Origin of the sequence: Thauera sp. 63 (assembly GCF_000310165.2) — a bacterium.
In the GTDB taxonomy this organism is placed as follows: domain Bacteria; phylum Pseudomonadota; class Gammaproteobacteria; order Burkholderiales; family Rhodocyclaceae; genus Thauera; species Thauera humireducens.
Map to the genome: position 1 here is coordinate 105,533 of NZ_AMXC01000002.1, position 19,699 is coordinate 125,231.

The following is a 19,699-nucleotide window of genomic DNA, read 5'->3' on the forward strand; positions in this document are numbered from 1 at the left end:
CGCAGCTGTCGCGATTAGAATTCAGCCCATGAACACGACACTGCATTCTTGCCCTTTTCCCGCTGCATTCCGCACGCCCCTGACGGCGCCTCCAACCCGCGGGCTTTTGCGCGCCATGCTGCTGGCAGGCGCGTTGTCCGGCCTGTCTGCCTTCGCCTCGCAGTCGCTGGCTTCCGAAGAGGCCTTCGCGAGCTGCCTGCGCGAGCTGCGCGCCGAAGCCGCGTCGAAGGGCGTGACGACGGCGACCTTCGATCAGCACACGGCTGCGCTGGCGCCCGACATGGCGGTCGTCGGTTTCCTCGACGCCCAGCCCGAGTTCGTCACCCCGATCTGGGACTACCTGGCCGGCCTGGTCGATGCGGAACGCGTCGCCGACGGGCGGGCGATGCTGGCGCAGTGGCAGGACGTCCTCGCGCGGGTCGAAGCCGAATACGGGGTCGATCCGGCGACCGTGGTCGCGGTGTGGGGCGTGGAGAGCAACTTCGGGCGCAACTTCGGCTCGCGTCCGTTGCTCACCTCGCTGTCGACGCTGTCCTGCTTCGGGCGGCGCCAGCCCTTCTTCCGCGGCGAATTCTTCACCACGCTGAAGATCGTCCAGGAAGGCCACGTCGCGCCCGAGCGCCTGACCGGCTCGTGGGCCGGCGCCTTCGGCCACACGCAGTTCATGCCCTCGACCTTCATGCGCCTGGCCGTGGATTTCGACGGCGACGGCCGTCGCGACCTGGTCGACAGCGTGCCGGACGCGCTGGCTTCGACGGCGAATTTCCTCAAGCGCGCGGGCTGGAACAGCGCGCTGCCCTGGGGCTTCGAGGTTTCCCTGCCGGCGGGTTTCGACACCTCGGACGCCGGCCGGCGCAACAAGCAGCCGATGCAGCAGTGGGTGGCGCGCGGCGTGAAACGTGTCGATGGCGGGGCGCTGCCGCCAGGGGCGACGCCGGTAGGCCTGTTGCTGCCGGCCGGTGTGGGCGGACCGGCCTTCCTCGTCACGCGCAACTTCGATGCGCTGTATTCGTACAACGCGGCTGAAAGCTATGCACTGGCCATCGCCCACCTGTCCGACCGGCTGCGGGGCGGCGGCGCCTTCGCGACCGCCTGGCCGACGGATGATCCGGGCCTGTCGCGCGCCGAGCGGCGGGAACTGCAGACACTGCTGATCGCGCGCGGCCACGACATCGGCGAAGCGGACGGCATGATCGGCAGCCGCACGCGCGAGGCGCTCAAGGCCGTGCAGGTCGAGCTGGGCCTCGAGCCCGATGGGCGGGCCGGGCAGAAGGCGCTCAACGCCTTGCGCGCCGCAGTACGGAAGTAGCCCTTCCTGCACATCCGCGCTTTGCTCGGAGTGTACGTCCGATCGCGCGCGCGGGTTGAGCGTGCCCGACCGGGCGGCAGTCGCAGTCTTCAGGCCGGGGCGCGTCGGCGGCTGGCCCGCTCGGCCCGGCGCACCGCATCCTGTGCTTCGGCCAGCACGTCCTGCACGTAGAGCAGGTGGCGGCTCGACAGCGCACGCGCATCGTCGGCGCGGCCGTCCATGATCGCCCGGTAGAGTTCGCGGTGCTGGTCCATCAGCGCGTCGCGCACGTCGCTGCCTTGCGGATACATGCCACCGATGTTGGTCACCACACTGCGCTCGAGCAACTGGAACAGGCTGCGGATGGTGTGCAGCAGCACGGCGTTGTGGCTGGCCTCGGCAATGGCAAGGTGGAAGTGCGCGTCGGCAGCGCCTTCCTCGGCGCGGGTGACCTTGCCCGGCGGACGTGCATGACAGTCCACGACGCGGTCGAAGGCTGCGGTGAGACGCTCGCGGTCCGGCGCGGTCGCGCGCAGGGCGGCGTAGTAGGCGCAGGAGCCTTCCAGCGTATGGCGGAACTCGAGCAGGTCGCGCTGGGCTTCGGGATTGTTCTCGAGCAGGGCGAGCAGCGGGTCGCGGAAGGATGAGCCGATCTCGGCGCTGACGAAGGTGCCGCCGCCCTGGCGGCTCAGCAGCAAGCCACGCGCGACCAGCTTCTGCAAGGCCTCCCGCAGCGAGGGGCGCGACACGCCGAACTCCTCGGCCAGCGTGCGTTCGGCCGGCAGCCGTTCGCCCGGTTTCAACGTGCCTTCCAGGATCAGGGTTTCGATGCGTTCGACGATGTCGTCCGACAGTCTTCGCTGTTGCAGCGAGGGTGCCTTCATGTGGACGCTCCTTGCAGGTTGGCGATGGTCGGCGTCGTGGCGCCGAACGCAAGACGACCGTGCATGTTTCTGGTTGTCGCGATGGTGCCGGATCGGGCGCTGTTTCCCGATCGACGGCGGCACGGGCGTTCGGCGGAATCCGGCCTTATCTTCTCATCCAATTTGCTGATTTCCTCGATTGACTCTTTGAATTCAGTCGCCTACTCTAGCGCAACAGTTGGTCAAATGGTAAGACCAATTGACCAATTTTTCCACATGGAAACCTCTGAGGGAGTAGGTTGATGAAGATGCGGCTCAACGGAATCGGGATGCGCGCGCATCCTCTGGTGCGCGCGGCGCGAGTCTGACGGAGCGACATCGATGCAAGCCGGAACCCTCGCCTTATTCGCCTTCTCTCCCATCCTGCTCGCAGCGCTGCTGCTGGTCGGCCTGCGCTGGCCGGCCAAGCGGGCGATGCCGCTTGTCTATCTGCTGACGGCGGGCATCGGCCTGTTCGTCTGGGACATGAGCTTGAACCGCGTGCTCGCCTCGACCCTGCAGGGCCTGGTCATCACGATCGGGGTGCTGTGGATCATCTTCGGCGCCATCCTGCTGCTGAACACGCTGAAGTACTCCGGCGGCATCACGGCGATCCGCGCCGGCTTCGCCACCATCAGCCCCGACCGCCGCATCCAGGCCATCATCATCGCCTGGCTGTTCGGCTGTTTCATCGAGGGCGCCTCGGGCTTCGGCACGCCGGCGGCCATCGCCGCGCCACTGCTCGTGGCCATCGGCTTTCCGGCGCTGGCGGCGGTGCTGCTGGGCATGCTGGTGCAAAGCACGCCAGTGTCCTTTGGTGCGGTGGGCACACCGATCATCATCGGCGTCAACAGCGGGCTGGACACGGCCGCGATCGGCGCCCAGCTTGCCGGGCGGGGATCGAGCTGGGAGCTCTTCCTGCAGCAGATCACCAGCAACGTGGCGATCATCCATGCGCTCGTCGGTACGGTGATGCCCTTGATCATGGTATTGATGCTGACCCGCTTCTTCGGCCGCGAGAAGAGCTGGAAGGCCGGGCTGGAGGTGCTGCCGTTCGCGCTGTTCGCCGGTCTCGCCTTTACCGTGCCCTATGCCTTCACCGGGGTCTTCCTCGGTCCCGAATTCCCCTCCTTGCTCGGCGGTCTCGTCGGCCTGGCGATCGTGACTTCGGCGGCGCGTGCCGGTTTCCTGGTGCCGAAGAAGACCTGGGATTTTGCCGATGCGAAGGACTGGCCGAGCGAGTGGATGGGCAGTGTCGAGATGAAACTCGACCAGTTGCCGCATCACCAGCCGATCAGCGTATTCCGTGCCTGGTTGCCCTATGTGCTGGTCGGTGCGCTGCTGGTGCTGAGCCGCGTGTTTCCCGAGATCGGCGGGGCGATGAAGTCGGTGGTCATCGTCTTCTCCGACATCCTGGGCGAAAAGGGCATGAAGGCCGATTTTCAGCCGCTCTATCTGCCGGGCGGCATCCTGGTTGCAGTGGTGCTGGTCACCGTCTTCCTGCACCGCATGCATGCACGCTCGCTGGTGAAGGCCGTGGGCGAGTCCTCGCGTGTGCTGCTGGGCGCGGGCTTCGTGCTGTTGTTCACTGTGCCGATGGTGCGCATCCTGATCAACTCGGGCGTCAACGCGGCCGGCCTGCCAAGCATGCCGATCGCGATGGCGCAGTGGGTGGCGGACAGCGTTGGCACGGTCTATCCGCTGCTCGCGCCCTCGGTCGGGGCGCTGGGCGCCTTCATCGCCGGCTCGAACACCGTCAGCAACATGATGCTGAGCCAGTTCCAGTTCGGCGTAGCGAGCACGCTCGGCATCTCCGGCGCGCTGATCGTGGCGATCCAGGCGATCGGCGCCGCCGCCGGCAACATGGTGGCGATCCACAACGTCGTGGCGGCATCGGCCACCGTCGGCCTGCTGGGACGCGAAGGCGCGATCCTGCGCAAGACCTTCTGGCCGACGGTGTACTACGTGCTGATGACCGGCATCATCGCGATGGTCGCCCTCTATGTGCTGGGCGTCTCCGACCCGCTGGTCGCGGGTTGAGCGCCGGACCGGGATGATCCCGCGTATTAGCGTTATCAGCAGTCGTGCGTCTTTCGCGGCTGCTGCACAATTGAGAAGACATTCACGGAGGCACTCCGCATGAGCCATCAAACCGCTGCCGCACCGAACGCCACCCGCGTGGCGCCGCCGCTGCAGGCGCCGCGCAGCTATCCCGCCAAGCCGAGCGACGTCTTCCTGTTCGGCACCTGCGTACTCGACCTGTTTTTTCCCGACGCGGGCATGGACGCGATCCGCCTGCTCGAGCGCGAGGGCATCAAGGTTCACTTCCCGCAGGCGCAGAGCTGTTGCGGCCAGCCGGCCTATACCTCGGGCTATACGGAAGAAGCACGCGAGGTGGCACGGGCGCAACTGGCGCTGTTCGCGGGCGAGTGGCCGGTGGTGGTGCCGTCCGGCTCCTGTGCGGGGATGTTCCGTCACCACTATTTCGAGCTGTTCAAGGACGAGCCCGGCACGCTGAAGCAGGTCGAGTCGCTGGCCGCGCGCACCTTTGAGCTGGCCGAGTTCCTGCTGGAGGTGTGCCGCGTGAAGCTCGCCGACACCGGGGCGCCGGTGAAGGTGGCGCTGCATACCTCGTGTTCGGCACGGCGCGAGATGAACACCCATGTCCATGGCCGTGCGCTGCTCGCGCAGTTGCAGGGGGTGGAGCGCCTCGACCACGACCACGAGAGCGAATGCTGCGGCTTTGGCGGCGCCTTCAGCGTGCGCATGCCGGACATCTCGGGTGCGATGGTCAAGGACAAGACTGCGGCGCTGAAGGGGTCGGGGGCGGCTGAGGTGGTCAGCGCCGACTGCGGTTGCCTGCTGAACATCAACGGCGCCTTCGAGAAGCAGGGCGAGTCGCTGCGCGGCGAGCATCTCGCCAGCTTCCTGCTGCGTCGCACCGGAGGAAAGTGACATGAGCAATCTTGCCGACCTGCCCGGCGTACCGATCGAGTTCAAGCGCAACGCGCGCGAGGCGCTGGGCGATGGCCAGTTGCGCCGCAACTTCCGTGGTGCGATGGATTTCCTGATGGCCAAACGCCTGGCGCAGTTTCCGGACACCGACGAGCTGGAGCGCCTGCGCGCCTTCGGTAACCGCGTCCGGGCGCGGGCGCTGTCGAAGTTGCCCGACCTGCTCGAGCGCCTCGAGGCCAACCTGACGCGCAACGGCGTGAAGGTGCACTGGGCGGAGACGGTCGAGGAGGCCAACGCGATCGTGCATTCGATCGTGCAGGCGCATGAGGCGAAGAAGGTCATCAAGGGCAAGTCGATGGTCAGCGAGGAAATGGAGATGAACCATTTCCTCGGCGACCGCGGCGTCGATTGCCTCGAGTCGGACATGGGCGAGTTCATCGTGCAGCTGCGCGAGGAGAAGCCGTCCCACATCATCATGCCGGCGATTCACCTCAACGCCGGGCAGGTGGCCTCGCTGTTCCACGACAAGCTGGAGGTCGATTACACCGAGGACGTCGATCGGCTGATCCAGATCGGGCGCGAGACGCTGCGGCGCAAGTTCTTCGAGGCCGATATCGGTGTGTCGGGCGTTAACTTCGCCATTGCCGAGACGGGCACGCTGCTGCTGGTCGAGAACGAGGGCAACGGCCGCATGTCGACGACGGTGCCGCCGGTGCACATCGCGGTCACCGGCATCGAGAAGGTGGTCGAGAACCTGCGCGACGTCATTCCGCTGCTGTCGCTGCTGACCCGCTCGGCGACCGGCCAGCCGATCACCACCTACGTCAACATGATCTCGGGCCCGCGCAAGGCCGATGAGCTCGACGGCCCGCGCGAAGTACACCTGGTGCTGCTCGACAACGGTCGCAGCCAAGCTTTCGCCGACGGCGAATTGCGCCAGACGCTGAACTGCATCCGCTGCGGCGCGTGCATGAACCACTGCCCGGTGTATACGCGCATCGGTGGTCATGCCTATGGCACCGTCTATCCCGGCCCGATTGGCAAGATCGTCACGCCCCACATGCTGGGCCTGGAGAAGACGCGCGACCTGCCGACGGCCTCGTCGATGTGCGGCGCCTGCGGCGAAGTGTGTCCGGTCAAGATCCCGATTCCTGCGTTGCTGCGCCGCCTGCGCGAGGAGGCCGTGCGCGCCCCCGATGAAGGGCCGCATCACATGCGCGGGCAGGGCGCCAAGTACTCGGCGAAGGAAAGGATGATCTGGAAGGCGTGGAAGGCAGTGAATACCTCGCCGGGCTTGTATCGCGTCGCACGTTTCGCCGGCACCCGCCTGCGAGGACTGATGCCATCCAACATCGGCCCCTGGACCGAACACCATGCGCCGCCGAAGCCGGCCGCGCGCAGCCTGCACGAACTCGCGCGCGACCACCTGGGAGATGAATGAATGAGCGCCAAGGAACGCATCCTCGCCAAGCTGCGCGGCAGCCTCGAGGGCACGACGGCAGTTGCTGACGACTACGATGAGGCGCTCGTCACCGTGCCCTGGCGCTACGCGCCGGACAAGCGTCTCGACCGTCTGCGCGAAGTGCTCGAGGCCGTGCATGGCGAAACCCGGTTGACGACCTCCGCCGACTGGCCTGCGCTGGCGCTGGCAGCGCTGGTCGAGCGCGGCATCGACGAGTTGCTGGTGTCGCCGGCCACTGCGCATGGGCAGCAATTCGCGGGCTACCTCGCGCTGAACGGGAGTTCATTGCGCTTGAAGGCCTATGACCGCCCGGTCGAGGACTGGAAGGACGAACTCTTCTTCCATACACCGGCGAGTCTGACCGGGACGCTGGGCGGCATTGCCGCGACCGGCAGCCTCATCGTGTGGCCGACGGCGCAGGAGCCGCGCCTGATGAGCCTGGTGCCGCCCCTGCACATCGCGCTGCTGAAGGCGAGCGAGGTATTCGACAATCTGTTCGAGGCCATGCACACGCAAGGCTGGGCGGGCGGGCTGCCGACCAACGCGCTGCTGGTCTCGGGGCCGTCGAAGACCGCCGATATCCAGCAGACTCTGGCCTATGGTGCGCATGGACCGAAGGAACTGCTGGTCCTGATCCTGCAGGACGCCTGATCAGGGGGGCGGCGCTGCAAGCGACACGACGTTGATCGAGGACTTTCGCTAGAATCGCGAGCTTCAGGCCGGGCGTTTTGCCGGCCTTCATCCTTTCCTGGCTGCACATGCAAGATCTCGGCTATTTCAAGTGGTCCATCCTCGTCACCGTTTTGGGCGTCATCGGTGGTTTTCTGCTGGCGGGATGGTCCGGCGCCTTCATCGTTGTCGTGCTCGCCATTCTCGAGACCTCGTTGTCCTTCGACAACGCGGTGGTGAATGCCACGGTCCTCAAGCACATGGACGAGAAGTGGCGCCAGCGTTTCCTGCTGTGGGGCATCCTGATCGCCGTGTTCGGCATGCGCATCGTGTTTCCGCTCGCCATCGTCGGTGTCGTGGCCGACATGGGGCCGATGGCGGTCATCGACCTCGCGCTGTTCGATGAAGCCGAATACGCGCGCATCCTGCTGTCCGCCCACCACGAGATCGCCGCCTTCGGTGGCGCCTTCCTGGCAATGGTCTTCCTCAAGTTCTTCGTCGACAGCAACAAGGACTTGCACTGGCTGCAGATCCTCGAGGAGCCGCTGACCAAGCTGGGGCGACTCGAAGCCGCGCAGATCCTGCTCACGCTGTTGGCGATCCTGAGCAGCGCCGCCTACCTGGAGAGCGACACGAAGCGCGTGGAGTTCGTTGTCGCCGGTGTGTGGGGGCTGATCACCTACATCATCGCTGACGGTCTGGGGGCGATTCTGGGCGGCGAGGAGGGCGAGGGCGGCAAGGTCGTGGCCAAGACCGGTTTCGCCGGCTTCATGTACCTGGAGTTGCTCGATGCGTCGTTCAGCTTCGACGGTGTGATCGGCGCCTTTGCGCTGACGAACAGCCTGCCGATCATCGCGATCGGCCTGGGCGTAGGCGCGATGTTCGTGCGCTCATTCACGCTCATGCTGGTCTATCGAGAGACACTCAACGCCTACCGCTTCCTCGAGCACGGCGCATTCTGGGCGATCGGTGCGCTGGCGGCGGTGATGTTCATCGGTGTGCACGTCCACATCCCCGAGGTCTTCACCGGCCTGGTCGGCGCCGTGTTGATCGGTGCAGCGTTCTGGAGTTCGTTGCGCCACCGGCGGGCCATCGCCTGAGCGTGGCCCGCCGCCGGCTGCGGCGGCGTCAGCCGCGGCGGGTGTGCAGCAGGTAGTTCACGTCGGTATCGCGGCCCAGCGAATAGACCTTGGTGAGCGGGTTGTAGCTCATCCCGATCAGTTCGTGCGTGTCGAGGCCGGCATTGCGGCAGTAACGGCCGAGCTCGGACGGCTTGAGGAACTTGGCGTATTCGTGCGTGCCGCGCGGCAGCATATTCAGCACGTATTCCGCACCGATGATGGCCAGCACATACGCCTTGAGATTGCGGTTGATCGTCGAGAAGAAGACGTGTCCGCCCGGTTTGACCAGGCGCGCGCAGGCGGCAATCGTGCTGGCGGGATCGGGAACGTGCTCGAGCATTTCCATGCAGGTCACGACATCGAAATGGCCCGGCATCTCCTCGGCGAAGGCTTCCGCGCTCACCAGCCGGTAATCGACGCTGTGGCCGCTCTCGAACAGATGCAGGCGTGCAACGCTGAGCGCCTTCTCCGACAGGTCGATCCCGGTGACGCGGGCGCCGACGGAAGCCATGCCTTCGGCCAGGATGCCGCCGCCGCAGCCGACGTCCAGCACCGTCTTGCCGGCGAGGTCGGCTTTTCCGTTGATCCAGCCCAGGCGGAGCGGGTTGATCTCGTGCAGCGGCTTGAACTCGGATGCGGGATCCCACCAGCGGTGGGCGAGCTCACTGAATTTCTGCAGTTCGGCAGGGTCGGCGTTGATTGCACTCATCGTCTGTCGTCCGGGGGATGGGTTGAATGAGACCACGTGAATCGTCGTGCGTTTCGATCCGGCACTCCAAAAAACAAAAAGCCCCGCCGAAGCAGGGCTTTTCGCGCATCGGAAAACCGATTACTTGGAGCCGATGACTTCGACTTCCACGCGGCGATCCGGCTGCAGGCACTCGATCAGAGCCTTGCGGTTCTTCACGTTGTCGCACTTGTTGCCGGTAACGGGCTGCTTCTCGCCCTTGCCTTCGGTGTAGACGCGGTTGGCTTCGACGCCCTTCGACACCAGGTAGGTCTTCACGGCGGCAGCGCGACGCTCGGACAGCTTCTGGTTGTAGGCATCCGAGCCCAGACGGTCGGTGTGGCCGACAGCCAGGATGACTTCCAGCTTCAGCTGCTTCGACTTGGCGGCCAGGTCGTCCAGCTTGGCGCGGCCTTCCGGCTTCAGCGTGGCCTTGTCGAAGTCGAACAGGGCGTCGGCAGCCAGCTTGATCTTGTCAGCGGTGGGCTTGGGGGCAGGAGCGGGGGCCGGCTTGGCAGCAGCGACCGGCGCAACGCACTTGTCCTTGGCGACGATGTCGCTGTCGCACTCGCAGCCAACCGGGAACTGGCCGGCCATGGCGGTCGAGGCGGCAGCCGGCGACCAGTAGCCAGTGCGCCAGCACAGGCCGGTACCGCTACGGGCAACGACGTTGCGTGCGTCGATGACGTAGGGGATTTCGCCCTTGCCGTCGACCACGACATCCTTGACTTGCGCGTAGGCGCTGGGAGCGGACAAGCCGATCGAGGCGATGGCGGCCAGCATGAACATCTGCTTCTTGGTTTGTTTGATCATGGTTTCCTCTTTGAAGGGCGAGTCGCCGGATTTACCACTGCAACGGAAAGTGAAAGCAGCCGTGAAGCTGAATTCGCGTCGATATTGAACGACTGTATCCAGTTCAATTAGCGAGCTTAGTGTGCCATAGCGCTGCGATCCTGAGCAATTCTTTGTCGTGAATATGCAACAGCGGAACGCCTTTGTTCACGCGGAGTTCGCCATTTACCCATACATGTGTGACGTGTTCGCGACCCGCCGAATACACGAGGTGGGAGACGGGGTCGAAGCATGGTTGCGTAAGAAGACCACCGAGGTCGACGGCGCACAGATCGGCCTGCTTGCCCGGCGTGATCGAACCGATCAGTGCTTCCATGCCGAGCGCCCGTGCACCGTCGATCGTGGCCATTGCCAACACACGGTGCGCGGGAAGGGCGCCAGCGTCCAGGCTTGCGACCTTGGCCAGCAGGGCCGCGTGTCGCATTTCCTGGAAAAGGTCGACGCGGTTGTTGCTCGCGGCGCCGTCGGTGCCGAGGCCGACGCGTATCCCGGCCTCGAGCAGGCGCGTGACGGGCGCGATGCCGCTGCCCAATTTCATGTTCGATGTGGGGCAATGCGCGACGCTGCAGCCATGTCGGGCGAGCAGTTCGACGTCCATGTCGGCGAGATGCACCGCGTGCACGCCGATCGTGTTCTCGCCGAGCACGCCCAGGCGGGCCAGGCGGGTGAGGGGGCGCACGCCGTGGGTCGCCAGCGATTCATGGATCTCGGTCTCCGTTTCATGGACATGGATGTGAATGCCTGTGCCGAGCTCATCCGCCAGTGCGCGTACGCGCTCGAAAGCCGCATCGGACACCGTATAGGGCGCGTGAGGCGCCACGGAAAAGGACAGCAGGGGATGCTTGGCAAAGCGATCGCGTGTCTCCAGTCCCTTGCGCAGATAGTCGTCCGCATCGCTCGCCCACGGCGTGGGGAAGTCGAGCACCACGATGCCGACGACGGCCCGCATTCCCGCCTCGGCAAACGCTTCGGCCGCTGCGCCGGGATAGAAGTACATGTCGTTGCAGGTCGTGATGCCGCCTCGCAGCATTTCGGCTGCCGCGAGCAGGGTGCCGTCGCGCACGAAGGCGGCGGATACGTGCCGGCTCTCCGCCGGCCAGATCGCTTCCCGCAGCCAGCGCATGAGCGGCAGGTCGTCGGCGATCCCGCGCATGAGGTTCATTGCCGCGTGCGCATGGAGATTGACCAGCCCGGGTATCAGGACGTGTTGCGGTAGTTCGACCGTCTCGTCCGGCTGGAATCGAAGACGGGCTTCGTCCATGGGCAGGACGGCGATGATGCGGCCGTCGCGGATGGCGACCGCGTGGTCCTCGAGGGGCGCACCGGCCGGTTCGACGGTGATGGTCCAGCGCGGGTGAATCAGCAGGTCGATGGGTTCGCTCAAGCGCAGCTCCTGGGGCGGCGCAGCACGGCAGGCTGCGGGGGTGGTCGATTGTAGGCATGCCGCTGTGCGTGGAACAATCGAGACATGCCCGCGCCCGCTGGAACGCAGTGCCGGCGGGCGCGACTTCGTGCCACAATCAGGCGACTTCTAAGCAAAACGGCGGTGTCTGATCGCCGTCTCGATCGCAATGAGCGAAACCCCGGACAGGATCGGCAAGTACAGGATCGTGCGCGAGATCGGACGCGGTGCGACGGCGATCGTCTATCTGGCGGAGAGCCCCGACTATCCCGAGCCCGTTGCGCTCAAGCACGTCCGCTTCGACGACAAGATCAAGGACGAGGCGAAGTGGAACCGTCGCCTGCTGAAGCTGCTGAAGGCCGAGGAGGCGGTGTCGAGCCGCCTGAACCATCCGAACATCATCCGCATCTTCGACGCGTCGATCGAGACCACGCAGGCCTACGTGGTGATGGAGTATTTTCCCGGCGGCTCGCTCGAACGCTACTGCAGCTTCGAGAACCTGCTGCCGATCCATCGCACCATCGGCATCGTGTTCAAGTGCTGCATGGCGCTCGATCATGCCTATCGGCAGGGCATCGTGCACCGGGACATCAAGCCGGCGAACATCCTTGTCGATGATCAGGACAACGTGAAGATCACCGACTTCGGCCTGGCGATGAACATCAACAAGAAGGTGGACACCGATTCGACCTTCATCATGGGGGTCGGCTCGCCGGCCTACATGAGCCCGGAGCAGATCAAGGGCTATCCGCTCAACCAGAAGACCGACCTGTACTCGCTCGGCGTCCTGCTGTTCCACCTGTTGACCGGGCGCCTGCCGTTCCGCGCCAGCAACCCCGCGCAGCTGGTCTACAAGATCATCAACGCGGATCCGCCTTCCGTATCACAGCTCAACCCGGACGTGCCCGAGCAGATGGATGCGGTGATCCGCAAGGCGCTGGAGAAGGACCTTTATTCGCGTTATCGCAATGGTGCGGAGTTTGCGAAGGATCTCGCCGCGGTGCGCTACAAGATCCTGGACGACAGCTACGTGCCGCCCGACACCAGCCGCTTCGCGCGCTTGCGCAAGGTGGCTTTCTTCACCGAGTTCGAGGATGTCGAGCTGTGGGAAGTGCTGCGCATCTGCAGCTGGCGCAAGGTCGACAAGCACGTGACGCTGGTCCGGGAGGGCGACACGGATCAACGCTTCGGCATCGTGCTCGACGGCAGCGTGGAGCTGTCCGTCGATGGACGCAAGGTCATGGAACTGGGACATGGTGAAGTCTTCGGCGCCCAGGCCTGGCTCGATCACCTCGAGCACAAGCATTCGATGTCGGTGGTGTCGCTGACGCCACTGACCTACCTCGAGATCAATCCGTCGGCGCTCGCGCTGGCCAGCGAAGAAGTGCTCGAGCGCTTCCGGCGCCAGCTGACCACCGTGATCGTGCGTCGCATGGCTCAGCTGGCGAAACGGATGTCGGAAGACGGACCGCCAGCGGTGCGTGGAGAATTCACGTCAACGGGCGGTCTTGACCTGCAGTTGATCGACAACTGACTCAGCGCGTCGCACCCTTTTCCATGGCGCGACTGCGGGCTGCGGCCAGCGAAGCCTCGTCCGGGCGCCCGATTTCGAGCCAGTTTCCGAGGTGTGCGATGCTCAGGCGGGTCAGCGCATCGATCCACTCGTGGTTCTCGTTGAGGCAAGGGATGTAGTGGAATTCCTTGCCGCCGTGCTCGAGGAAGGCCTCGCGGCACTCCATGGCGATTTCCTCCAGCGTCTCCAGGCAGTCCGCGACGAAGCCGGGGCAGATCACGTCGACGCGCCCGACGCCTTGCGCAGCCAGCGCCTCGAGCGTGGGCTGGGTATAGGGCTTGAGCCATTCCGCCTTGCCAAAGCGCGACTGGAACGTGACCAGCGCGCGTTCGCGCGGCAGGCCGAGCGCCTCGGCGAGCAACCGGCCGGTCTTGTGGCACTCGCAGTGATAGGGGTCGCCGAGGTCGAGCGAGCGGCGCGGCACACCGTGAAAGCTCATGACCAGCCGATCCGGTTCGCCGTTCTTCATCCAGTGGTCACGCACGCTGCGGGCCAGGGCCTCGATGTAGCCGGGATCGTCGTGAAAGTTTCGCACGAAGCGCAGTTCCGGCTGGTTGCGCATGTGGCCCATGCAGCGCGAAACCTCGTCGACCACCGTCGCGGTGGTGCTCGCCGAGTATTGCGGATAGAGCGGCACGGCCAGAATGCGGCTGCAGCCGCGTGCGCGCATCGCCTGCAGGCGGTCGGCGATGGACGGCGAGCCGTAGCGCATCGCGAAATCGATGTCGAGATCCGGGTGACCGGCCTTGGTCAGGTAGCCGGCGAGCAACTTGGCCTGGCGCTCGGTGTGTACCTTCAGCGGCGAGCCCTCGTTCATCCACACGCTGGCGTACTTCTTGGCCGATGCGGCCGGGCGGGTGTTGAGGATGATGCCGTTCAGGATCGGCCACCACACGAGTCGGGGAATCTCGACGACGCGGGGGTCGGACAGGAACTGCTTGAGATAGGGCCGCAGCGCGGCAGCTGTCGGGGCTTCGGGCGTGCCGAGATTCACGAGGAGCACGCCGGTGCGTGCCGCGGTGCCGTGTTGGTAGGCGGGTTCGGGCCAGTAGCAAGCCATTGGGGTCCTTGAGCGGTGGTTCCAGTGCCGGTCGCGTCATGCGCGCCGGCAGGTCAGGCGTTTGCGGACAGGGCGTTCGACAAGAGCCGTGCGGTGATGTCGACGATGGGGATGACGCGGTCGTAGGCCATGCGCGTCGGGCCGATGACGCCGACCGAGCCCACGACCTGGCCGTCGACCTCGTACGGCGCGGTAACGACGCTGCAGCCATCAAGCGGAGCCAGGCCCGACTCGCCGCCGATGAAGATCTGCACGCCTTCGGCCCGGTTCGACAGCTCGAGCAATTGCATCAGTCCGGTGCGCTGTTCGAAGAGCTTGAACAGCTCGCGCAGGCGCGACATGTTCGAGGACAGGTCCTCGACGTCGAGCAGGTTGGTTTCACCCGAGATGACGTAGCTGGTGGCAGTCTCTTCGGCGGCTTCGCTGCCGGCATCCACCGTGGCGGTCATCAACTCGGTCATGTCACTGCGCAGCTGACGCAGTTCGTCGGCAAGCCGGCGACGGATCTCGTTGAAGGACAGCCCGGCGAAGTGTTCGTTGAGGTAGCTCGCCGCGCCGCTCAGTTCGCCCGCATTGTAGGCGCGGCGCGTCAGCAGGATGCGGTTCTGCACGTCACCCGCCGTGGTGACGATGATCAGCAGGATGCGGTTTTCGGACAGGCTTATGAACTCGAACTGGCGGATGCGCACGGCGTCCTTGCGCGGCGCCACGACCACGCCGGCGAACTGCGTGAGGTTCGACAGCAGGTGAGAGGCCGAGTTGATCAGGCGCTGAGGCTGGTCGGGCTGGAGCTGCCCTTTCAGCTCGCGGACGCGGGCGGTCTCGAGCGGCTGTACGGTCAGCAGGGCATCGACAAAGAAGCGATAGCCCAAAGGCGTCGGGATGCGCCCTGCCGACGTATGCGGGCTGGCGATCAGACCCATCTCCTCGAGGTCGCTCATCACGTTGCGCACCGTGGCTGGCGACAGCTCCAGTCCGGAAAAGCGTGACAGGGCGCGCGAACCAACCGGCTGGCCGTCCACGATGTAGCGTTCGATCAGGGTCTTCAGCAGGATCTGGGAGCGGGCGTCGAGCGAATTCATGGCTGACAGGGAATATAGCCCGGATTCTATGAGAGTGGGGCGCGGGTGGCCAGTAGGGCAGCGCTCGTGCAAGCGCCGCCTGCAGCGGCGCCAAGGGGCTGTCCGGTTATGGTTTAATCCGCCTCCATGAATGCCAAATTCAGGAACCTTGCCCTCGTCGGCAAATACCAGAGTCCGGACGTCGCCGAGTCGGTGATGGCGATCGCCCGCTTCCTGCGCGAAAGCGGGCTGATGGTGTGGATCGAGCAGGGAACGGCGAGTTCCATCGGCGGCGCGGGAGATTTTCCCGTCGCGAGCTACGAGCACATTGGTGGCGAGGCCGACCTTGCCGTGGTCATCGGCGGCGACGGCACGATGCTGCATACCGCACGCCGACTCGTCGAATACGGCGTGCCTCTGGCGGGTGTCAACCTCGGACGCCTCGGCTTCCTGACCGACATTGCGCTCAACGACGCACAGCGGGGACTCGGGGAGATCATCGCCGGACGCTACACGGAAGAGTCCCGATTCATGCTCGATGCCGAGGTGCTGCGCGGTGGCACACGGGCCTTTCACACGCTGGCGCTCAACGACGTCGTGGTCAACAAGGGCGATCTCGGGCGGATGATCGAGTTCGATCTGTCGATCGATGGCGAATACGTCTACACGCAGCGGTCGGACGGCATGATCGTCTCGACGCCGACCGGCTCCACCGCGTATGCGATGTCCGCCAACGGGCCGATCCTTCATCCCAGCGTGGGGGGCATCGCGCTGGTGCCCTTGTGTCCGCACGCGCTGACGGCGCGGCCGATCACGCTGCCCGACCATTGCCGTATCGACATCGAACTGCTGCCGCCGCAGGACGCGCGCGTGCACTTCGATGGCCAGGCGCGCTTCGATCTGCGCGCCGGTGACGTCGTGCGCATGACGCGCTCGGCGCAGTCGCTGCGGCTGCTGCATCCGGAAAGCTACAGCTACTTTGCGATGCTGCGCGAAAAGCTCCACTGGAGCGCCACGCCGCGCCACAACTGAACCCGTGCCGCGCCGGCGGTCCGTCCTCCCAATTCCGTTCGTCTGCCATGCTGAGAAGCCTCTCCATTCGCGATTTCGTCATCGTCGATCAACTCGAGCTCGACTTTGGTTCCGGCTTCGGCGCCCTGACCGGCGAGACCGGCGCAGGCAAGTCCATTCTGCTCGATGCGCTGGGACTGGCGTTGGGCGGGCGTGGCGAGGCCGGCATGGTGCGCGTGGGGCGGGAGCGCGCTGACGTGATCGCCGAGTTCGACCTGCCCGAAGGCGGTGGCCTGCGGGCGTGGCTGGGCGAGCAGGCGCTGCCGGTGGAGGAGGGCTGCGTGCTGCTGCGGCGGACCATCGACGTCAGCGGCCGCAGCCGCGCGTGGATCAACGGTGTCGTCGTGACGCTGGCGCAGCTGCGTGCGGCGGGGGAATGGCTGGCCGACATCCATGGCCAGCACGCGCATCACGCGCTGCTGCGCGCCGATGCGCAGCGCGTCCTGCTCGACGCCCAGGCCGGCGCCGAGGCGCTCGTCGCCGAGGTCGGAGCGCGCTATCGCGACTGGCAGCGCCTTGCCCGACTGCGACTGGAAGCCGAGAACGACTCCGCCAGTTCCGCGCGCGAGCGCGAACTGCTCGCCTGGCAGCTGCGGGAACTGGATGAACTCGCATTCGATGCGGATGAATGGGCCGAGATCAACGCCGAGCACGGGCGCCTGGCGCATGCCGCCAGCCTGATGGAAGGCGCCGACGAAACGCTCGATACGCTGGGCGAGGGCGAACTGGCCGTGTGCTCGGTGTTGCGCCACCTCGACGCGCGCATCGCGTCGCTGGCCGACATCGACCCGGCCCTGGGCGACGTGCGCGAACTGCTGGCCTCAGCGGCGATCCAGGCGGACGAGGCGCTCCATGCGCTGCGTCGCTATCGTGACCGGCTTGATCTCGATCCGCAGCGTCTCAACGAAATCGAGCGCCGCATCGCGGCGGTGACCGACATGGCGCGCAAGTACCGGGTCGGGGTGGATGTCCTGCCCGAACTGCGCGAGCAGTGGAAGGCGCGGCTCGAGACCCTCGAGGCGAGCGCGGATCCCGAACGGCTGGCGGCGGACGAGGCGCGCGCGCGCAGGGACTACGATGCGGCCGCCGAGCGTCTGTCGGCCGCGCGGCGGCCCGCGGCCGAGGTGCTGTCGCATGAGATCACCGAGGCGATGCAGACGCTGGCGATGGCGGGCGGGCGCTTCGAGGTTGCCCTTGAGCGCTGCGAGCCCGGCGCGTTTGGCGTGGAGAGTGTCGAGTTCCGCGTGGCGGCCAACCCGGGGCAGACCTTGCGCAGCCTGGCCAAGGTGGCGTCGGGCGGCGAATTGTCCCGGATCGGGCTGGCGATCCAGGTGATGACCAGCCGTGCCTCGGAGACGCCGACGCTGATCTTCGACGAGGTCGATGTCGGCATCGGCGGGCGGGTGGCCGAGATCGTCGGCAAGTTGCTTGCCCGTCTGGGCGAGGGCCGACAGGTCATGTGCGTGACACACCTGCCGCAGGTTGCCGCCTGCGCCGACTGGCAGTGGCGCATTGCAAAGCGCGAACAGGCAGGCGAGACGGTCAGCGAGGTCACGCCGCTCGATCGCGAGGGGCGCGTGGAAGAGATCGCGCGCATGCTGGGCGGCGTCAACATCACCAGCACCACGCGCGAGCACGCTGCCGAAATGCTCGGGCAGCGCGGTTAGGTCAGCGAGCCTGGCGGCTCCGGCTCAGTATTCAGCTTTCGGCAGGACGGTCCGGGCACTTCTCGCGGGTGCAGTCGGCATACAGGTACAGCGCATGCTCGCGCAACGAGAAGCCGCGTTCCTTGGCGATGGCATTCTGCCGGCGTTCGATCTCGGGGTCGTAGAACTCCTCGACCTTGCCGCACTGCATGCACACCAGGTGGTCGTGGTGACCGCCTTCATTGAGTTCGAACACAGCCTTGCCGGATTCGAAGTAGTGGCGCTCGAGCAGGCCCGCCTGTTCGAACTGCGTCAGCACTCGGTAAACGGTCGCCAAGCCGATGTCCATGCCCTCGTTCATCAGTGAGCGATAGACGTCTTCGGCGGTGAGGTGGCGTTGATCTGAACTCTGAAAAAGGTCGAGGATCTTCAGGCGCGGGTAGGTCGCCTTGAGGCCGATGCTTTTCAGGTTCTTGGAATTGTCGGTCATGGCGGCGGCTCGATGGGTGGGGGTTGGCGCATGTGCGTTGTGTGGGCGCGCGTGCGAGTCTGCACGCCCTGTAATGTCACCCTATGTTATATTTTTTGCCCTTTCCTGAGAACCGCGCACCCCGTGCGCACGCTCCTCGACACCTTTCTACATGCGCCCCTACCTGCCAGCAGCTCTTCTCGCCGCAAGCCTGATTTCCGGCTGCTCCTTCGACTCCGTGGTCGGTGTCGTCAATCCTTACCGTATCGATGTTCGCCAGGGCAACTATGTGGACCAGGACATGGTGGCCCAGCTCAAGCGCGGCATGACGCGCGATCAAGTGCGCTTCGTGCTCGGTTCGCCGCTGGTCGTCGATCTGTTCCGCAAGGACCGCTGGGACTACGTCTACCGTTACCTGCCGGGCTCCGGTCAGGCCGAGCAGCGCGTCATTTCCGTGTATTTCGTCGACGATCGTCTGGATCGCGTCGAGGGCGACGTGCAGGCAGCCAGTGATTCGGCGCCGGCCGCCGCTGTCGAGCGCAGCCGCGTGGTCGAGGTTCCGGCGTCCGCCGACAAGTGATGCATCGCCCCGCTTGGGCGGGGCCAGGATTTCTAGGACGGGATTCGATGTCTGATATTCGTGTTGCGATCGCCGGCGCTTCCGGCCGTATGGGCAGGATGCTGATCGAGGCTGCGCTGGCAGCCGAAGGGATCCGCCTCGGCGCGGCTTTCGATCGTGCCGGTACGCCCTTCGTCGGGCGTGATGCGGGCGAGATGGCCGGCGTGGCAAGCGGTGTCGCGATCGTCGACGACGTGCGTGTCGCGATCGCAGCCGCCGACTGCGTGATTGACTTCACACGGCCGGAAGGCACGCTCGAGCATCTCGCCATCGCACGCGAGCTGGGCAAGGCCATGGTGATCGGTACCACCGGCTTCGATGCGGCTGGCAAGGCAGCGATTGCGGAAGCGGCCGAGGACATTCCGGTGGTGTTCGCGCCCAACATGGCGGTGGGGGTCAACGCGGTCTTCAAGCTGCTCGAGGTGGCGGCGCGCATCCTGTCCGAGGGCTATGACGTCGAGGTCATCGAGGCGCATCACCGCTTCAAGGTCGATGCCCCGTCGGGTACCGCGCTGCGCATGGGCGAGGTGGTGGCGCGCGAACTCGGACGCGATCTCGACGAGTGCGCGATCTACGGACGGGAAGGCCACACTGGCGAGCGTCGGGCCGAAACCATCGGCTTCTCGACGATTCGCGGCGGCGACGTCGTGGGGGATCACACCGTCCTGTTCGCCGGCATCGGCGAGCGGATCGAAATCACCCACAAGTCGGGCAGTCGCATGCCCTATGCGCTGGGTTCGCTGAGGGCCGCGCGCTTCCTGCAAGGACGCAGCAAGGGGTTGTTCGACATGCAGGACGTCCTGGGATTGCGCTGAGCGAGAG

Annotated in this window: 18 protein-coding genes; 11 read left to right on the top strand and 7 right to left on the bottom strand. The window is 65.7% G+C overall.

Annotated elements, in window-relative coordinates; genetic code table 11:
* Positions 1 to 115 precede the first annotated feature (115 nt).
* Entirely contained in the window at positions 116 to 1,309 is a 1,194-nt protein-coding gene (locus tag C664_RS02655) for a lytic murein transglycosylase (RefSeq protein WP_004252948.1), read from the top strand.
* An 89-nt stretch (positions 1,310 to 1,398) separates the two neighbouring features.
* Here C664_RS02655 and C664_RS02660 read toward each other — a convergent pair whose 3' ends face one another.
* A complete protein-coding gene (locus C664_RS02660; protein WP_004252950.1) occupies positions 1,399 to 2,172 on the bottom strand; it encodes a GntR family transcriptional regulator in 774 nt (257 codons plus the stop codon).
* Between the two features lie 360 nt (positions 2,173 to 2,532).
* Here C664_RS02660 and C664_RS02665 point away from each other — a divergent pair, with 360 nt between their 5' ends.
* The 5 genes from C664_RS02665 (at position 2,533) to C664_RS02685 (ending at position 8,376) form a co-directional block, all read left to right on the top strand.
* Positions 2,533 to 4,230: an L-lactate permease gene (locus C664_RS02665; protein ID WP_004252951.1), complete on the top strand. Its 1,698-nt coding sequence runs from the start codon at positions 2,533 to 2,535 to the stop codon at positions 4,228 to 4,230.
* A 99-nt stretch (positions 4,231 to 4,329) separates the two neighbouring features.
* Positions 4,330 to 5,145, top strand: coding sequence for a (Fe-S)-binding protein (locus tag C664_RS02670; RefSeq protein WP_004252954.1), 816 nt, complete (start codon positions 4,330 to 4,332; stop codon positions 5,143 to 5,145).
* 1 nt (position 5,146) lies between these two features.
* Positions 5,147 to 6,586 (top strand): LutB/LldF family L-lactate oxidation iron-sulfur protein, encoded by a 1,440-nt coding sequence (locus C664_RS02675; RefSeq protein ID WP_004252956.1) that lies wholly within the window; start codon positions 5,147 to 5,149, stop codon positions 6,584 to 6,586.
* Positions 6,587 to 7,258: a LutC/YkgG family protein gene (locus C664_RS02680; RefSeq protein WP_004252959.1), complete on the top strand. Its 672-nt coding sequence runs from the start codon at positions 6,587 to 6,589 to the stop codon at positions 7,256 to 7,258.
* Positions 7,259 to 7,365: 107 nt separating this feature from the next.
* Positions 7,366 to 8,376, top strand: coding sequence for a DUF475 domain-containing protein (locus C664_RS02685; protein WP_038010827.1), 1,011 nt, complete (start codon positions 7,366 to 7,368; stop codon positions 8,374 to 8,376).
* 28 nt (positions 8,377 to 8,404) lie between these two features.
* Here the strand turns inward: C664_RS02685 and ubiG are convergent, their stop codons facing one another.
* The 3 genes from ubiG to C664_RS02700 all read right to left on the bottom strand — a co-directional run bounded on the left by ubiG (position 8,405) and on the right by C664_RS02700 (position 11,360).
* On the bottom strand, positions 8,405 to 9,106 hold the full coding sequence (ubiG, locus tag C664_RS02690; protein ID WP_004252963.1) for a bifunctional 2-polyprenyl-6-hydroxyphenol methylase/3-demethylubiquinol 3-O-methyltransferase UbiG: 702 nt from the start codon (positions 9,104 to 9,106) through the stop codon (positions 8,405 to 8,407).
* Between the two features lie 120 nt (positions 9,107 to 9,226).
* Positions 9,227 to 9,937, bottom strand: a complete 711-nt coding sequence (locus tag C664_RS02695) for an OmpA family protein (RefSeq protein WP_004252965.1) — start codon at positions 9,935 to 9,937, stop codon at positions 9,227 to 9,229.
* 103 nt (positions 9,938 to 10,040) lie between these two features.
* Entirely contained in the window at positions 10,041 to 11,360 is a 1,320-nt protein-coding gene (locus C664_RS02700) for a TRZ/ATZ family hydrolase (protein WP_004252968.1), read from the bottom strand.
* A 187-nt stretch (positions 11,361 to 11,547) separates the two neighbouring features.
* Between C664_RS02700 and C664_RS02705 the strand changes: the two genes are divergently transcribed.
* Complete coding sequence (locus C664_RS02705) at positions 11,548 to 12,912, top strand: serine/threonine-protein kinase (RefSeq protein ID WP_004252971.1); 1,365 nt, start codon at positions 11,548 to 11,550, stop codon at positions 12,910 to 12,912.
* 1 nt (position 12,913) lies between these two features.
* Here the strand turns inward: C664_RS02705 and hemH are convergent, their stop codons facing one another.
* Positions 12,914 to 14,011, bottom strand: coding sequence for a ferrochelatase (gene hemH, locus C664_RS02710; RefSeq protein ID WP_004252973.1), 1,098 nt, complete (start codon positions 14,009 to 14,011; stop codon positions 12,914 to 12,916).
* A gap of 53 nt (positions 14,012 to 14,064) precedes the next feature.
* Positions 14,065 to 15,093 (bottom strand): heat-inducible transcriptional repressor HrcA, encoded by a 1,029-nt coding sequence (hrcA, locus tag C664_RS02715; RefSeq protein ID WP_004252974.1) that lies wholly within the window; start codon positions 15,091 to 15,093, stop codon positions 14,065 to 14,067.
* Positions 15,094 to 15,219: 126 nt separating this feature from the next.
* Here hrcA and C664_RS02720 point away from each other — a divergent pair, with 126 nt between their 5' ends.
* Both C664_RS02720 and recN read left to right on the top strand, forming a co-directional pair.
* Positions 15,220 to 16,104 carry an NAD kinase gene (locus C664_RS02720; RefSeq protein WP_004252975.1) on the top strand — a complete coding sequence of 295 codons (885 nt, stop codon included), beginning with the start codon at positions 15,220 to 15,222 and terminating at the stop codon, positions 16,102 to 16,104.
* A gap of 47 nt (positions 16,105 to 16,151) precedes the next feature.
* Positions 16,152 to 17,810 (top strand): DNA repair protein RecN, encoded by a 1,659-nt coding sequence (gene recN, locus C664_RS02725; protein WP_004252978.1) that lies wholly within the window; start codon positions 16,152 to 16,154, stop codon positions 17,808 to 17,810.
* 31 nt (positions 17,811 to 17,841) lie between these two features.
* On the opposite strand, the gene fur is transcribed toward recN, so the two are convergent.
* Positions 17,842 to 18,279, bottom strand: a complete 438-nt coding sequence (gene fur, locus C664_RS02730) for a ferric iron uptake transcriptional regulator (protein WP_004252981.1) — start codon at positions 18,277 to 18,279, stop codon at positions 17,842 to 17,844.
* Positions 18,280 to 18,430: 151 nt separating this feature from the next.
* Between fur and C664_RS02735 the strand changes: the two genes are divergently transcribed.
* On the top strand, positions 18,431 to 18,838 hold the full coding sequence (locus tag C664_RS02735; protein WP_004252983.1) for an outer membrane protein assembly factor BamE: 408 nt from the start codon (positions 18,431 to 18,433) through the stop codon (positions 18,836 to 18,838).
* A 47-nt stretch (positions 18,839 to 18,885) separates the two neighbouring features.
* A complete protein-coding gene (gene dapB / locus C664_RS02740) occupies positions 18,886 to 19,692 on the top strand; it encodes a 4-hydroxy-tetrahydrodipicolinate reductase (RefSeq protein ID WP_004252985.1) in 807 nt (268 codons plus the stop codon).
* Positions 19,693 to 19,699: the final 7 nt, after the last annotated feature.